We start from the raw sequence: 14,286 nt of genomic DNA, 5'->3' as shown, positions 1-14,286 counted from the left end.
GCGTTCCTCGGCGCGCGCGGCCTCGGCGCGCTCGGCCTCGCGGTCGCGCGCGATCTGTGCCCGGTGTTCGGCCTCGCGCTCGGCGGCGGCCTGCTGCGCGGCGGCGGCCAGACGCGCGTTCTGGTCCAGCATGTCGCGAAAGATCAGCAGCGCCTCCTGCAGGGCGCCGATCTCGCCGCCGCGGCGGCGCATGTCGTCGAGCACCCGCAGATCGCCTGCGGCAAGGCCCCGGGTGCGCGCGGTCAGACGGTGCAACGGGCGCACGATCACCGCCTGCAGCGCCAGAACGACCCCGCCCAGCGCCGCCACCGCCGCGGCCAGCAACAGGCTGAAGCTGCGATTCGTGCGGTCGGCGTCGCCATCCAGCCGCCCGATGTCGGCCGCCACCGCATCCAGCACCGCCAGACCGTCCGCGGTGACGTCGGCGGTGATGTCCTCGGTCACGGCCAGCGCCTCTGCGGCGCGGGTCGAGGCCTCGGCGCCCGCCCGCAGCACCTCGCGGCGCAGCGCCACAAGCCCGCTTTCCGGCTTGGCCAGCGCCAGCAGCCGGGCGCGCCCCGCAGCCTTGGCCTCGGGCACCGAGCGCGCCACCTTTTCCGCCGCTTCCGCGAATTTCCGCCCGCGCGGCCCGAACGCCGCCGGATCGGTTTCGGTCAGGATGCGGATGATTTCGGTGCGCAGCCGGATCACGTCCTTGGGGTCATAGGCGTTGAACCCGGTCACCACCGTCGCCAGCACCGAATCGATGTCCTTGAGCGCCTGCGCCAGCGCCGTTTCGGCCGCCATCCGTTCCGACAGCGCCGCGGTCAGCGCCGCAAGATGCGCCTGCAACCGGGTGAAATGCGCGCTCAGCCCGGGCACCGCCGCGGCCTCGGGCGCAGAGGCGAAGCGCTCGATCCGGGCCGCCAGCGCGGCATGGGCCGCCGTCACCGCCGCCGTGTCGGGCGCCTGCAACAGCTGCGCAAATCCCTGCGGCAAAGCCGAGATCTGCGCCACGAACACGCTGGTGCCGCGCAGATCGGGCAGCCGATCCTCGGCCATGTCGCGCGTCTGTGCCCGAAATCCCGACAGCCCCTGATGCGAGGTCCAGCCCAGCACCGCCAGCATGAGCGCGAAAAGCCCGGCGCACAGCCCGACCTGCACCCCGATTCTGCCCAGATAAGCCCGAAAACCTGCCATGCCGCACCTGTTTTTGCCTTGCGGGCCCAAGTCTTGCGGCAAGGGGTTGAGCAAATCTGAACAACCTTTGGTTGTCATCAAAACTTCATCCAGGTGTCACACATCAAACCGTCATCGCTTTGTCACCGCCCCGTCATGCGCCGCGGGGATGGTCCGGCGACGCAATCTGACAGGACCGATCCATGACCTTTCGCAGCCTCTGCCTGACCTCGGCGCTGGCGCTTGCCACGGCCTTTCCCGCCCAAGCCGAACAAAGCTTCAACCGCATTTCCGCTTTTGCGACGCCGCTCAATTCCACCGGCGCCGAGGCGGCCAAACCCTCCTCGGCCGAGATCATCACCGCGACCGAAGACGGCCAGAAACTGATCTATTCCGACAGCCCGCTGGGCGTGCTGGGGCTGATCGACATCACCGATCCGGCGGCGCCGAAGCCCTTGGGCACGGTGGCGATGGGCGGCGAGCCGACGACGACGGTGGTGCTGGGCACTCTGGCTTTCGCCGGGGTGAACACCTCGGAAAGCAAGGCCAAGCCCTCGGGCAAGCTGGTGACGGTCGATCTGGCCACGCAGAAGATCGTGGCGGAATGCGATCTGGGCGGGCAGCCGGATTCGGTTGCCAAGGCCCCGGATGGCAGTTTCCTGGCCGTGGCGATCGAGAACGAGCGCGACGAAGAAGTGAATGACGGTGACCTGCCGCAGGCCCCCGCGGGCTATCTGGTGAAACTGCCGTTGGCCAAGGGGGCGGTTGACTGCGCCGGGCTGCAGAAGATCGCGCTGGCCGGGCTTGCCGCGGTGGCGGGCGAGGATCCGGAACCGGAATTCGTCGCGATCAATGCGGCGGGCGAGATCGTCGTGACGCTGCAGGAAAACAACGAAATCGTGGTGATCGGCGCCGATGGCAAAGTCGCTTCGCATTTTTCGGCGGGCGAAGTCGATCTGACCGGCATCGACACGAAGAAGGACGGCAAGCTCGATTTCACCGGCAAGAAAGACGGTGTGGCGCGCGAACCTGACGGGGTGAAATGGATCGACACGGAGCATTTCGTCACCGCGAACGAGGGCGACTGGAAGGGCGGCTCGCGCGGTTTCACGATCTGGAAAAAGGACGGCACAGTGGTCTTTGAGGCCGGGGCCAGCCTTGAGCGCGAGATGGCGGCGCTGGGCCATTACCCGGACAAGCGCAACAAGAAGGGCGTCGAGATCGAATCGGTCGAGGTGGCCGATTTCGACGGTCGCAAACTGCTTTTCGTCGCGGCCGAGCGGGCCTCCTTGGTGGCGGTCTATGATCTGGCCGATCTGGCGGCGCCGAAACTCTTGCAGATCCTGCCCTCGGGGATCAGCCCCGAAGGTCTGGTGGCGATCCCGGCCCGCGGGCTTTTGGCCACGGCGAACGAGGTCGATCTGCGCGAGGACGGGCTCGCCCCGGCGCATGTGATGCTTTACGCGCTCTCCGACGCCCCGCCCGCCTATCCGACGCTGACCAGCGCGGGCAGCGAGCCGCTGATCGGCTGGGCGGCGCTTTCGGCGCTGAGCGCCGATCCGGCGAAACCGGGGCATCTTTTCGCCGCTTCGGACAGCGTGCTGTCGGCGGCGCCGACGATCTACACCATCGATGCGACGCAGAAACCGGCGCGGATCACCGCGGCGCTGACCGTCACGCGGGGCGGCGATCCGGCGCAGCTGATGGATATCGAGGGGCTGACCAGCGATGGCGCGGGCGGCTTCTGGCTCGCGACCGAGGGGCGGACCGACAAGATGATCCCGCATGGCATCGTGCATGTGGATGAAACGGGGGCGATCGATCAGCAGATCGGCCTGCCGCCCGAGCTGTCCGGCCACGAGACCCGCTTCGGCTTCGAGGGGATCGCGGTTGCGGGCGACCGGCTGTGGCTGGCGCTGCAGCGGCCCTGGAAGGACGATCCGAAGGGGATGGTCAAGCTGGTCGCCTATGATCTTGACGCCGAAACATGGGGTGCGGTGCAGTATCCGCTTGAGGCCGCGCCCGAGGGCGGCTGGGTCGGGCTGTCGGAAATCACCCTGCACGGCGATTTTGTCTATCTGATCGAGCGCGACAACCAGCTGGCCGACAAGGCGGCGGTGAAGCGGCTTTACCGCGTCGCGCTGGCCGATCTGAAACCCGCGGCTCTGGGCGGGCCGCTGCCGGTGGTGCGCAAGGAGCTGGTGCGCGACCTGCTGCCCGATCTGGCGGCGTGGAACGGCTATGTGCTGGACAAGGTGGAAGGTTTCGCCATCGACGCCGCGGGCGAGGGCTTTGTCGTCACCGACAATGACGGCGTTGACGACAGCTCGGGCGAGACGCTGTTCTGGTCGATCGGCAAGGTCGAGTAACCCCGCCGACCCCCGACTCTGACCCTGACCCGAAACCCCCGGACCGCAAGGCCCGGGGGTTTTGCTTTCGCCCGGCCCCGGTTGGCATCGTTGGGGGCATCGTTACCGAAGCTTTAACAAACTGCCATGGTCCTGTCGCCCGGACAGGCGAGAAGGGCCGCGACGCTGGATCGGGGGAACAGATGCTGGAATTGCGACACCTGACACGGGATTTCGCGGGCCGACGCGCGGTGGACAACGTCTCGCTGCGCTTTGATCGCCCGGGATTCATCGGCGTCATCGGCCGCTCGGGGGCGGGGAAATCGACGCTGTTGCGGATGATCAACCGGCTCACCGATGTCAGCGCGGGCGAGATCCTGTTTCAGGGCCGCGATGTCGCGACGCTGCGGGGGGCCGAGAAACGCGCCTGGCAAAGCCGCTGCGCCATGGTGTTCCAGCAATTCAACCTGGTGCCGCGCCGCGATGTCGCCTCGAACGTGCTGCACGGGCTGCTGGGGCGGCGCCCGGTGCTGGCGGCGATCTTCGATCTGTGGTCGGATGCCGACATCACCCGGGCGCTGGCGATCCTCGACCGGCTCGGCATCGCCGATCAGGCGGCCAAACGCGCCGAGGCGCTGTCGGGCGGCCAGCAGCAGCGCGTCGCCATCGCCCGGGCGCTGATGCAGGATCCCGCGATCATCCTTGCTGACGAGCCGATCGCCAGCCTCGACCCGATGAATGCGCAGATCGTCATGGACACGCTCAAGCGCATCCAGACCGAGGACGGGCGCATGGTGATCGCCAACCTGCACACGCTGGATACCGCGCGGCGCTATTGCGACCGGGTGATCGGCATGCGCGACGGCCGCGTCGTCTTTGACGGCCGCCCCGACCAGCTTTCGACCGGCATCGCGCGCGAGATCTACGGCGCCGACGCCAGTTTCAACGAGGCCGCGACCTCGACCGCGATCCCCGCCGATGTGCGCGCCGATGCCAGTTACGCCAGCGCGATGCTGGGCGCCTGACCCTTTCCCGGCCGGGGTGGCCGGGTTCAACCGGAGACGACCATGAAGATCCTTCCCGCCGTTCTGGCTGCCACGACCCTTCTTGCCTCGGCCGCCGATGCCGAGGGCCTCACCCAGTTCAACATCGGTCTTCTGGGCGGTGAAAACGCGCAAGACCGGCTGAATTCGAACGAATGCCTGCGCAAATATGCCGAGGAAACCCTGGGCGTGCCGGTGAAACTCTTCGCCCCCGCCGATTATGACGGCGTGGTGCAGGGGCTTCTGGGCGGCACCATCGACATGGCCTGGCTCGGCGCCTCGGCCTATGCCAAGGTCTATCTGACCGACCCGAAGGCGGTCGATGTGGCGCTGGTGAAGACCAATCTGGACGGGTCCTTCACCTATCATTCGATCGGCATCGCGCGCAAAGATAGCGGCATCACCAAGCTTGAGGACGCCAAGGGCAAGGTCTTCGGCTTTGGCGATCCGAACTCGACCTCGGGCTATCTGATCCCCTCGGTCGAGATCCCGAAGACCCATCCCGAGATCACCCGCGAAGACCTGGCCGATGGCGCCTCGGGCTATTTCAAGACGGTGAAATTCACCGGCGGGCATGAACAGACCATCGTCGCGGTGGTGAATGGCGACATCGACGCGGGCGTGACCTGGGCCGATGGTCAGGGCAACTGGGAAGACGGCTACAATTCGGGCGCGCTGCGCAAGGCGGTCGATGCGGGTCTGGTGAACATGAACGACATCGTCGAGATCTGGAAATCCGCGCCGATCCCGGAGGGCCCGGTGGTGCTGCGCCATGCCCTGCCCGAAGAGGTGAAAGCGAAGATGACCGAGCTGGTCAAGGGCCTGCACGCCCGCGACAAGGACTGCGCCTATGGCGTCGCGGCGGGCGACACCGCGGGCTTCGCGCCGATCACCGCGGATTTCTACGACATCATCGTCGAGACCCGGCGCGCGACGCAGGGGAACTGATTTCAGCACCCACAGGTTTCAACACCCTCGGGCGGGGGCTTCGGCCCCCGTCCTTTTTTTCCGAAAGGCGCAAGATGACGGCTTCCCCGCCCCCGATCGCCCCGCCCATGGCCGCGAGTTACCTGGCGCTGGTGCGCCGACGCCGCCTTTATGGCACGCTGATCGGCGTGCTGTTTGTCGTGCTGATGGCTTCGGGCTGGCGCACGGCCGATGCCCGCAATGCCGGAAGCTTTTTCGACGGCATCGCGCATGTCGCGGATTTTCCGATCGAAATCCTGTCCGAGGCGGCGCGCGACTGGGCCAACTTGCCGCGTTATCTGGGGCAATACCTGCCCTCGCTGATCGAGACGCTGAACATCGCCGCGGTCTCGACGGCTTTGGGCGGGCTGCTCGCCGCGGTGCTGGCAGTGCTTTCGGCCCGGGCATTGGCCCCGGTGCCGTGGCTTGTCGCCCCGATCCGGCGGTTGATGGACGTGATGCGGGCGATGCCCGAAATCGTCATCGCGCTGGTCTTGATCTTTCTTCTGGGCGGCGGTCCGGTGCCCGCGATGATCGCGATCACGATCCATACCGCGGGCGCCTTGGGCAAGCTTTTCTCCGAGGTCGCCGAGAATGCCGATCTGAAACCGGTCGAGGGGCTGGCCTCGGTCGGTGCCGGCTGGCTGGCGCGGATCTGGTTCGCCGTCGGGCCGCAGGTGGCGCCGAACTGGTCCTCCTATGCTTTGTTGCGCTTTGAAATCAACATCCGCGCCTCGGCGATCCTCGGTTTCGTCGGCGCGGGCGGCATCGGTTATGATCTGCGCACGACGCTGCAATGGGGGCAGGGGCGGTACGATCAGGTGGTGGCGATCTTCGCGCTTCTGTTCCTGACCATCGTTCTTGTCGATCATCTTTCCGACCGCGCCCGCGCGCGTCTGGTGCAAGGAGGCCGCCCCGCATGACCGCCGCCGTCACATCTTCCACGCTTTCGCAGGCCCGGACCGGGCTTGACCGCCGCCTTGCGCGCCGCCGTGCCATGCTGCTGGCCGCGCCTGTCGTGCTGCTCGTCTATCTGACGACGATCTTCTTCAGCTTCGATCTGCCCGGGATCGCGGCGCGGATGCGGCCGGAAAACGCCGCCGTGCTGCTGGGCGATTTCTGGAGCTTCAAGACCCATGTCACGCTCGATCGCCGCAAGCCCGGGCTTGAGGTCGCGATCGAGGGCGAGGCCAAGGGCCGCTACGCCCCCGCGCAATTCCCCGATTGGGTGCGGGACGGCGCCGAGCCGCGGATCGACCTGCCCGATGGGTCCCGCGTCACCTATGTCGCGCAGGGCGCGGTGATCGAGCGCGCCGGGTTCGGGCTGATCCGCGTCAGCCGCGACGGGCGGCAGATCGCCGTGACCCTGCCCGAGGGCGCGGCACGCCCCGACTGGCTTTCGGCTTCCGCGACGCGGGTCGATCTCCGCGGCCCGTGGTGGCGGTTTTCGATGACGCCCGCGCGCACGGAAACCTTCCGCTACGAACCCGGCTGGGAGCTGTTCTTCTTCGATCTGCAAAGCCCGTTCCACGGCAAAAGCGCCGCCGAGCTGGTCGCCTTGGCGCTGTGGCAGCCGCGGCTGGAGCCGGACCGTTCGAACCTTGCGGCGATGGCCACCGACATCTGGCAAAACCGGATGTGGCGGCATGGCGATGTCGTCTGGGCGCTGGGCGAGACGGTGCTGATGGCCTTTCTGGGCACCTTCGGGGCGGCGCTGATCGCCTTTCCGCTGGCCTTTCTGGCGGCGGCGAATTTCGCCCCCGGGCGGCTGATCCGGCTTGGCCTGCGGCGGATGTTCGATCTTTTCCGCGGCATCGACGGGCTGATCTGGACGGTGATCCTGAGCCGCGCCTTCGGGCCGGGGCCGCTGACCGGGGCCTTGGCGATCTTGATGACCGACACCGGCACCTTCGGCAAGACCTTCTCGGAAGCTTTGGAAAACATTGACGAAAAGCAACGCGAGGGGATCGCCTCGACGGGCGCGCCCGCGATCGCCCAGGCCCGCTTCGGGGTGGTGCCGCAGGTGGCGCCGGTGATCCTGAGCCAGGTGCTTTACTATCTGGAAAGCAACACCCGCTCGGCCACGGTCATCGGCGCGCTGGTCGGCGGCGGCATCGGGCTGTTGCTGACCCAGGCGATCCAGACCCAGAAGGACTGGGAAGAGGTCAGCTATTACATCGTCCTGATCACCCTGATGGTGATGGCGATGGACAGCCTGTCGGCCTGGCTGCGGGCGCGTTTCATCAAGGGGTAGATCATGCCGAAACTGCATCCCGTGACGCCGCGGATCGCGCCCGATTGCGAGATCGTCAATGCCAGCTTCGGCGCCTGGGTCGAGGTCGGCCGCGGCGCGCGGCTGATCCATGTCGAGATGGGCGATTACAGCTATTGCGACCGTTTCGCCGATATCGCGAACACGACGGTGGGGAAATTCGCCAATATCGCCGCGATGACCCGGATCGGTCCGACCGATCATCCGTTCCGCAATGCCGCGCAGCATCATTTCCTCTATCGCTCGCAGTATTACTGGGACGACGTGGCCGATGATGCCGCTTTCTTCGCACATCGCGCCGCGCGCCGGATCACCCTTGGCGCCGATTGCTGGATCGGGCATGGCGCCATCATCAAGCCCGAGGTGACAGTGGGCATCGGCGCCATCGTCGCCTCGGGCGCGGTGGTGACAAGGGACGTGCCCCCGTTCCTGATCGTCGCGGGCTGCCCCGCCGTGCCCTTGCGGATGCGGTTTTCCGACACCGTGGCCGAACGGCTTCTGGCGCTGGCCTGGTGGGACTGGGACCATGCGACGCTGCGGGCGCGGCTGCATGATTTCCGCGCCCTGCCGGCCGAGGAGTTTCTGGACCGTTACGAAAGCCTGCCGGGCTGAGCCAACCCTTCGGGCAGGACCGTCAGCGCGACGCGATCGCCCGCAAACCAGGTCAGCCCGTATTCGACGGGCACCCCCGCGGCATCGACATTGACGGCTTCGGTGCGCAAAAGCGCCGCGCCCTCGGGAAGGTGCATCAGCCCCGCCCGCGGCCCGCCCGCGGTCCTGGCGGTGATCCGGGTCGAGGCGCGGGTGTAATCGGCCACCCCCAGCTCGGCCAGCGCCGCGCTGACCGAACTGAGCCGGGTCAGCCGTTCCGGCAGATCCGGGAAACGCGCCGCCGGAAAGGCGGAGCGGAACTGCGCCAGCACGACGCCGTCGGCCAGCGACAGCCCCTCGTACAGATGCACCCGGTCGACGCCCAGCGCCGCCGCCTCGGCGGGCTCGGCCGGGCGGGTTTCCAGCCGCAACACCCGGCGCGACGGCGTGCGCCCCGAGGCCAGCACGTTTTCCTGAAACCGCACCCGCCGCCCCAGCGCGTAATCGGCGGGCGGGCTGGCCGCCACGAACACCCCCGCGCCGCGGCGCGACACCACCAGACCTTCCGCGGCCAAAGCCGCCAAAGCATGCCGGACGGTGTGGCGGTTGACCCCGAAGCGGGCCGAGAACGCCGCCTCGGTCGGCAGTTTCGTGCCGGGGGGACAGGCGCCCGAGGCGATCTCGGCGCGCAGGATCGCGGCAATCGCCGCCCAGACGGGGTCACGTCTTGTCATGGAAACTTCACTGGCGGAATCGGTGGCGGTGGCGCATTGGTTGTCTAGTTGTATACATATCTGGACAAATCCGCAAGATGTCTGCCCCAGCTTTCGACCCCCCGACCTGTCCCCAGCCTCCCGCTCAGAACCGCGCCGCGACGCTGGGGCTTCTGGCCCGCGCCTCTGGCCCGCGCCTGGCCGAACTTCTGCCCGATCTGCCGCCCTTCGACTGGCTGCGCCGCCCCGAGCTGGGGGCGGTGATGCTGCGTGGGCGGATGGGGGCGGGGGGGGCGCCCTTCAATCTGGGCGAGATGACGGTGACGCGCTGCACGCTGCGGCTGGCCGATGGCCGGGTGGGGCAGGCGGTCGTGCAGGGCCGCGACAAGGATCACGCCACCCGCGCGGCCGTGGCGGATGCGCTTTTGCAGGGCGATCAGGCGGAGCGGATCGCGGCCGAGGTTCTGGCGCCGCTGCGCGCCGAGGAAGCCGCCCGGCGCCGCGACCGCGCCGAAAAGGCCGCCGCGACCCGGGTCGAATTCTTCACGCTGGTCCGGGGAGAGGACTGATCATGGACATGCACACCCTTTCCGGCGGTTTCGCCGATCCCGCGCGCGATGCGGCCCATGCCTTCCGCGCCTGCCTGCAGGCGATGGCGCGGCCGGGCCGGGGGCAACCGATTGCCGGGGCCCTGCCGCCCGCGCCGCTCTCGCCCGCCGCCGGGGCGGTTCTGCTGACGCTGACCGACGACACCACGCCGCTTTTCCTTGCGCCCGGCCTTGACACGCCCGCGCTGCGCGGCTGGATCGCCTTTCACTGCGCCGCGCCGATCTGCGCGCCCGAAGAGGCCGTCTTCGCGCTGGGCCGCTGGCCGGATCTGCCGCTGGACCGCTTCCGCATCGGCACGCCGGATTACCCCGACCGCTCGGTGACGCTGATCGTCGAGATGGACAGCCTTTCGCCCGCCACGGCCCGTCTGCGCGGCCCGGGGATCGAAACGCATCAGGACGCAAGGCTGCCCGCCATCGCCCCCTTTGTCGCCAACCGGGCCCGCTATCCGCTTGGGTTCGATTGCTATTTCTGCGCGGAGGAGAGCCTTTCGGCGCTGCCGCGTTCAACCTTTGTGGAGGCGCTCTGATGTATGTGGCAACGAAAGGCGGCGAGCGGGCGATTGACGCCGCCCATGCCTGGCTGGCCGAGGACCGCCGCGGCGATCCGGCCGTGCCCGAGCTTTCGGTGGCGCAGATCGCCGAACAGATGACCTTGGCGGTCAACCGGGTGATGGCCGAGGGCTCGCTTTACGACCGCGATCTGGCGGCCTTGGCGATCAAGCAGGCGCGCGGCGATCTGATCGAGGCGGTGTTCCTGATCCGCGCCTATCGTACGACGCTGCCGCGGTTTGGCGCGACGCGGCCCGTCGACACCGGTGCGATGCAGATCAGCCGCCGGATCTCCGCCACCTTCAAGGATGTGCCGGGCGGGCAGGTGCTGGGGCCGACCTTCGATTACACGCATCGGCTGCTCGATTTCGCCCTGATGGCCGAGGGAGAGCCGCCCGTCGCCGCCCGCGCCCCGGCCGAGGCGACGCCCGCGCCGCATGTGCTGGGGCTTCTGGACCGCGACGGGCTGATGGAGCCGGTGAGCGCGGGCCCCGAAACGCCCCCCGATCTGACCCGCGAGCCGCTGGAACTGCCCGCCGACCGCGCGTTGCGGCTGCAGGCCTTGGCGCGGGCGGACGAGGGCTTCACCCTCGGCCTCGCCTATTCCACCCAGCGCGGCTACGGGCGAACCCATGCCTTTGTCGGCGAATTGCGCATCGGCCTTTGCACGGTCGAAATGGAGATCCCCGAACTCGGTTTCACCATCGAGCTGGGCGAGGTCGAGCTGACCGAATGCGAGACGGTGAACCAGTTCACCGGCTCAAAATCCGAGCCGCCGCAATTCACCCGCGGCTACGGGCTGGTCTTTGGCCAGTCCGAGCGCAAGGCGATTTCCATGAGCCTCGTCGACCGCGCCCTGCGCTGGGAGGAGCTGGGCGAGGAGGCCAGCGGCGCCCCGGCGCAGGATGCGGAATTCGTGCTGTCGCATTGCGACAACATTCAGGCGACGGGGTTTCTGGAGCATATCAAGCTGCCCCATTACGTCGATTTCCAGTCGGAACTGGAGCTGATCCGGCGCCTGCGCCGCGATGCGACGGGGGCGGGACAATGACCTCAGTCTTCGTCTTTGCCCGGCGCGGGGCCGTCGTCCCCGGGGGGATCGCCGCCCGCCCTGTTGCGCAGGAACGATCCGACAAGAAACGCGCCCGCAAGCGCGAAAAAGATCCAGTGCAACATCCGTCCGTTCCTTGTTCCGGGGGCCATCATGTCTGAAGGTTACAGCTTCGCCTATCTTGACGCCGCAACCAAGCGGATGATCCGTCGCGCCCTTTTGAAGGCCCTCGCCATTCCGGGCTATCAGGTGCCCTTCGCCTCGCGCGAAATGCCGATGCCCTATGGCTGGGGCACCGGCGGCGTGCAGGTGACGGCGGCCTGTCTGATCCCCGAAGACGTGCTCAAGGTGATCGATCAGGGCGCCGATGACACGACGAACGCGGTCTCGATCCGGCGGTTCTTCGAGCGCACGGCGGGGGTGGCGGTGACCACGCACACCGGGCACGCCACGCTGATCCAGACCCGCCACCGCATCCCGGAAGCGGCGCTGACCGAGGCGCAGATCCTGGTCTATCAAGTGCCGATCCCCGAGCCCTTGCGGTTTCTGGAACCGCGCGAGGCCGAGACGCGGCGGATGCATGCGCTGGCCGATTACGGGCTGATGCATGTGAAGCTTTACGAAGACATCGCGCGGCACGGGGCGATTGCGACCTCTTATGCCTATCCGGTTCTGGTCGAGGGGCGCCATGTGATGGACCCGAGCCCGATCCCGAAATTCGACAATCCGAAACTGGGCGATTGCCCGGCGATCCAGCTTTTCGGCGCCGGGCGGGAATGCCGCATCCATGCGCTGCCGCCCTATACCCGGGTGGTCAGCCTGGATTTCGAGGATCACCCGTTCGAGGCGACGAAGGCCGATGCGGCCTGCGATCTGTGTGGCGCCGAGACGAGCTATCTTGACGAGGTGATCACCGATGATGCGGGCGGGCGGATGTTTTGCTGCTCGGACACCGATTTTTGCGCCGGGCGGCGGGCGGCCGGGCATCTGGGACGATTGTCGGAGGGGGTCGCGTGATGGACAGCGCGCAAGGGCGTATTTGGGCCAAGAAGAAACCGGAGCCGGAAGCGGGGCCGCTGTTGCTGGTCGAGGGTCTGGGCAAGGCCTGGGGGGCGCGGATCGGCTGTGCCGAGGTGGGCTTTGATCTTTACCCCGGCGAGGTTCTGGGGATCGTCGGCGAGAGCGGCTCGGGGAAATCGACACTGCTGGGCTGCCTTGCCGGGCATCTGGCGGCGGATGCGGGGCGGATCCTTTATCGCGGCCGCGATCTGCGGACGATGGCCGAACCCGAGCGGCGGCATCTGGCGCGCACCGAATGGGCCTTCGTGCATCAGAACCCGCGCGACGGGCTGCGCATGGGGGTGACGGCGGGGGCGAATGTCGGCGAGCGGCTGATGGCGGTCGGCGCGCGGCATTACGGCGCGATCCGGGAGACCGCGACCGATTGGCTCGGCCGGGTCGAGATCGACCCCGCGCGGATCGACGACCGGCCGCGGGCCTTTTCGGGCGGCATGCAGCAGCGGCTGCAGATCGCGCGCAATCTGGTGACCGGGCCGCGGCTGGTGTTGATGGACGAGCCGACCGGGGGGCTGGATGTGTCGGTGCAGGCGCGGCTTCTGGATCTTCTGCGCGAGCTGGTGCGCGAGATGGGTCTGGCCGTGATCATCGTCACCCATGATCTCGCCGTGGCGCGGCTTCTGGCCGACCGGCTGATGGTGATGAAGGACGGCCGGGTGATCGAGGCGGGGCTGACCGATCAGGTGCTCGACGATCCGCAGGCGGCCTATACGCAACTTCTTGTTTCCTCTGTCTTGCAGGTCTGAGCCGATGATCGAGATCGAAAATCTGTCGAAAAGCTTCACCCTGCACAACCAGGGCGCGGCGGTGCTGCCGGTGCTGGCGGGGGCGCAGCTGCGCGTCGCGGCGGGCGAATGCGTGGCGCTGACCGGCGCCTCGGGCAGCGGGAAATCGACGCTGATGCGGATGATCTGGGGCAATTACCGCGCCGAAACGGGGCGGCTGCAGGTGGCCGGGCTGGATCTGACCACCGCGACACCGCGCCAGATCATCGCGTTGCGGCGCGAGCGGCTGGGCTATGTCAGCCAGTTCCTGCGCGTCGTGCCGCGCGTGCCCACCTTGCGCGTCGTGGCCGAGCCGCTTCTGGCGCTGGGCGGGCCCGAGCCGCAGGCTTTGGCGCGGGCGGCGGCACTGCTTGCCCGGCTCAACATCCCCGAGCGGCTCTGGTCGCTGTCGCCCACCACTTTTTCGGGCGGCGAGCAGCAGCGGGTGAACATCGCCCGCGGCTTCGCCCATCCCTTCCCGGTGCTGCTGCTCGACGAGCCGACCGCCTCGCTGGATGCGGTCAACCGCGCCGTCGTGCTGGATCTGATCGGCGAGGCCAAGGCCCGCGGCGCCGCCATTCTGGGCATTTTCCATGACGAGGCCGCGCGCGCGCAGGTGGCCGACCGGCTGGTCGATGTCACCGGCTTCACCCCCGCGAGGGCCGCATGACCGGGCGGCTTTTCGCCATCGTCGGCCCCTCGGGCGCGGGCAAGGACACGCTGATCGCCGGGCTGATCGCGGCCCGCCCCGAGATCCACCGGGCGCGGCGCACGATCACCCGTCCGCCCGCCGAAAGCGAGGCGTTCGAGAGCCTCTCGGCCCCGGAGTTCGCGGCGCTGCACGGGCAGGGCGGCTTTGCGCTGTCGTGGCAGGCGCATGGGCTGGGCTATGGCATCCGGGCCGCGGAACTGGCGCCGCTGGCCGAGGGGCGCGACGTGGTCTTCAACGGCTCGCGCGCGGCCCTGCCTGCCTGTCTGGCGGCCTATCCCGCGCTGCGGGTGATCGAGATCGCGGTATCCCCCGAGGTTCTGCAGGCGCGGTTGACCGGGCGCGGCCGCGAGGCGGCGGCCGAGATCGCGCGGCGGCTGGCCCGGGCGGCGCTGGCGCTGCCGCCGGGGCTGGGCGCGGTGCGGGTGCTGAAC

At 68.3% G+C, this 14,286-nt stretch carries 15 protein-coding genes; 13 read left to right on the top strand and 2 right to left on the bottom strand.

Going from position 1 to position 14,286, the window contains the following annotated elements; all coding sequences use genetic code 11:
• Nucleotides 1–1,179, bottom strand: a 1,179-nt coding sequence (locus FBT96_RS07545; RefSeq protein ID WP_136905702.1) for a HAMP domain-containing protein, incomplete at its 3' end; no start/stop codon positions are given.
• Between the two features lie 182 nt (nucleotides 1,180–1,361).
• Here FBT96_RS07545 and FBT96_RS07540 point away from each other — a divergent pair.
• From FBT96_RS07540 to FBT96_RS07515, 6 genes are all read left to right on the top strand, one after another.
• Nucleotides 1,362–3,527 (top strand): esterase-like activity of phytase family protein, encoded by a 2,166-nt coding sequence (locus FBT96_RS07540; protein WP_136905701.1) that lies wholly within the window; start codon nucleotides 1,362–1,364, stop codon nucleotides 3,525–3,527.
• A 182-nt stretch (nucleotides 3,528–3,709) separates the two neighbouring features.
• Entirely contained in the window at nucleotides 3,710–4,531 is an 822-nt protein-coding gene (gene phnC / locus FBT96_RS07535; protein WP_136905700.1) for a phosphonate ABC transporter ATP-binding protein, read from the top strand.
• Nucleotides 4,532–4,573: 42 nt separating this feature from the next.
• Nucleotides 4,574–5,497 carry a phosphonate ABC transporter substrate-binding protein gene (gene phnD / locus FBT96_RS07530; protein WP_136905699.1) on the top strand — a complete coding sequence of 308 codons (924 nt, stop codon included), beginning with the start codon at nucleotides 4,574–4,576 and terminating at the stop codon, nucleotides 5,495–5,497.
• 107 nt (nucleotides 5,498–5,604) lie between these two features.
• Nucleotides 5,605–6,438, top strand: a complete 834-nt coding sequence (phnE, locus tag FBT96_RS07525) for a phosphonate ABC transporter, permease protein PhnE (protein WP_249306377.1) — start codon at nucleotides 5,605–5,607, stop codon at nucleotides 6,436–6,438.
• Nucleotides 6,435–7,769 (top strand): phosphonate ABC transporter, permease protein PhnE, encoded by a 1,335-nt coding sequence (phnE, locus tag FBT96_RS07520; RefSeq protein WP_136905697.1) that lies wholly within the window; start codon nucleotides 6,435–6,437, stop codon nucleotides 7,767–7,769. Before phnE (FBT96_RS07525) ends, phnE (FBT96_RS07520) begins: the two co-directional genes overlap by 4 nt.
• Before the next feature lie 3 nt (nucleotides 7,770–7,772).
• On the top strand, nucleotides 7,773–8,399 hold the full coding sequence (locus tag FBT96_RS07515) for an LbetaH domain-containing protein (protein ID WP_136905696.1): 627 nt from the start codon (nucleotides 7,773–7,775) through the stop codon (nucleotides 8,397–8,399).
• On the opposite strand, the gene phnF is transcribed toward FBT96_RS07515, so the two are convergent.
• Nucleotides 8,378–9,112 (bottom strand): phosphonate metabolism transcriptional regulator PhnF, encoded by a 735-nt coding sequence (gene phnF, locus FBT96_RS07510; protein ID WP_136905695.1) that lies wholly within the window; start codon nucleotides 9,110–9,112, stop codon nucleotides 8,378–8,380. The genes FBT96_RS07515 and phnF overlap by 22 nt on opposite strands.
• A 77-nt stretch (nucleotides 9,113–9,189) precedes the next feature.
• Here phnF and phnG point away from each other — a divergent pair, with 77 nt between their 5' ends.
• The 7 genes from phnG to FBT96_RS07475 form a co-directional block, all read left to right on the top strand.
• The gene (phnG, locus tag FBT96_RS07505) at nucleotides 9,190–9,660 is read left to right on the top strand and encodes a phosphonate C-P lyase system protein PhnG (RefSeq protein ID WP_136905694.1); all 471 of its coding nucleotides are present in this window, start codon (nucleotides 9,190–9,192) and stop codon (nucleotides 9,658–9,660) included.
• 2 nt (nucleotides 9,661–9,662) lie between these two features.
• Nucleotides 9,663–10,229 carry a phosphonate C-P lyase system protein PhnH gene (gene phnH, locus FBT96_RS07500; protein ID WP_136905693.1) on the top strand — a complete coding sequence of 189 codons (567 nt, stop codon included), beginning with the start codon at nucleotides 9,663–9,665 and terminating at the stop codon, nucleotides 10,227–10,229.
• The gene (locus FBT96_RS07495) at nucleotides 10,229–11,302 is read left to right on the top strand and encodes a carbon-phosphorus lyase complex subunit PhnI (protein ID WP_136905692.1); all 1,074 of its coding nucleotides are present in this window, start codon (nucleotides 10,229–10,231) and stop codon (nucleotides 11,300–11,302) included. The genes phnH and FBT96_RS07495 overlap by 1 nt, the downstream gene beginning before the upstream one ends.
• A gap of 153 nt (nucleotides 11,303–11,455) precedes the next feature.
• Nucleotides 11,456–12,319 (top strand): alpha-D-ribose 1-methylphosphonate 5-phosphate C-P-lyase PhnJ, encoded by an 864-nt coding sequence (locus FBT96_RS07490; protein WP_136905691.1) that lies wholly within the window; start codon nucleotides 11,456–11,458, stop codon nucleotides 12,317–12,319.
• Entirely contained in the window at nucleotides 12,319–13,125 is an 807-nt protein-coding gene (gene phnK, locus FBT96_RS07485) for a phosphonate C-P lyase system protein PhnK (RefSeq protein WP_136905690.1), read from the top strand. The genes FBT96_RS07490 and phnK overlap by 1 nt, the downstream gene beginning before the upstream one ends.
• A gap of 4 nt (nucleotides 13,126–13,129) precedes the next feature.
• Complete coding sequence (gene phnL / locus FBT96_RS07480; RefSeq protein ID WP_136905689.1) at nucleotides 13,130–13,813, top strand: phosphonate C-P lyase system protein PhnL; 684 nt, start codon at nucleotides 13,130–13,132, stop codon at nucleotides 13,811–13,813.
• Nucleotides 13,810–14,286, top strand: a 477-nt coding sequence (locus FBT96_RS07475) for a phosphonate metabolism protein/1,5-bisphosphokinase (PRPP-forming) PhnN (protein WP_136905688.1), incomplete at its 3' end; no start/stop codon positions are given. The genes phnL and FBT96_RS07475, both read left to right, overlap by 4 nt.

The sequence above is a fragment of the Rhodobacter capsulatus genome (assembly GCF_005144475.1).
GTDB lineage: Bacteria > Pseudomonadota > Alphaproteobacteria > Rhodobacterales > Rhodobacteraceae > Rhodobacter > Rhodobacter capsulatus_C.
Note: the sequence above shows the minus strand (reverse complement) of the source record. Positions and strands in the feature narration are given on the sequence as shown.

Coding starts and splice junctions, on each gene's coding strand:
- phnD (WP_136905699.1), top strand. CDS start 4,574: ATGAAGATCCTTCCCGCCGTTCTGGCTGCCACGACCCTTCTTGCCTCG.
- phnK (WP_136905690.1), top strand. CDS start 12,319: ATGGACAGCGCGCAAGGGCGTATTTGGGCCAAGAAGAAACCGGAGCCG.
- phnH (WP_136905693.1), top strand. CDS start 9,663: ATGGACATGCACACCCTTTCCGGCGGTTTCGCCGATCCCGCGCGCGAT.
- phnG (WP_136905694.1), top strand. CDS start 9,190: ATGTCTGCCCCAGCTTTCGACCCCCCGACCTGTCCCCAGCCTCCCGCT.
- phnE (WP_249306377.1), top strand. CDS start 5,605: ATGGCCGCGAGTTACCTGGCGCTGGTGCGCCGACGCCGCCTTTATGGC.
- FBT96_RS07540 (WP_136905701.1), top strand. CDS start 1,362: ATGACCTTTCGCAGCCTCTGCCTGACCTCGGCGCTGGCGCTTGCCACG.
- FBT96_RS07490 (WP_136905691.1), top strand. CDS start 11,456: ATGTCTGAAGGTTACAGCTTCGCCTATCTTGACGCCGCAACCAAGCGG.
- phnL (WP_136905689.1), top strand. CDS start 13,130: ATGATCGAGATCGAAAATCTGTCGAAAAGCTTCACCCTGCACAACCAG.
- FBT96_RS07495 (WP_136905692.1), top strand. CDS start 10,229: ATGTATGTGGCAACGAAAGGCGGCGAGCGGGCGATTGACGCCGCCCAT.
- phnE (WP_136905697.1), top strand. CDS start 6,435: ATGACCGCCGCCGTCACATCTTCCACGCTTTCGCAGGCCCGGACCGGG.
- phnF (WP_136905695.1), bottom strand. CDS start 9,112: ATGACAAGACGTGACCCCGTCTGGGCGGCGATTGCCGCGATCCTGCGC.
- FBT96_RS07515 (WP_136905696.1), top strand. CDS start 7,773: ATGCCGAAACTGCATCCCGTGACGCCGCGGATCGCGCCCGATTGCGAG.
- phnC (WP_136905700.1), top strand. CDS start 3,710: ATGCTGGAATTGCGACACCTGACACGGGATTTCGCGGGCCGACGCGCG.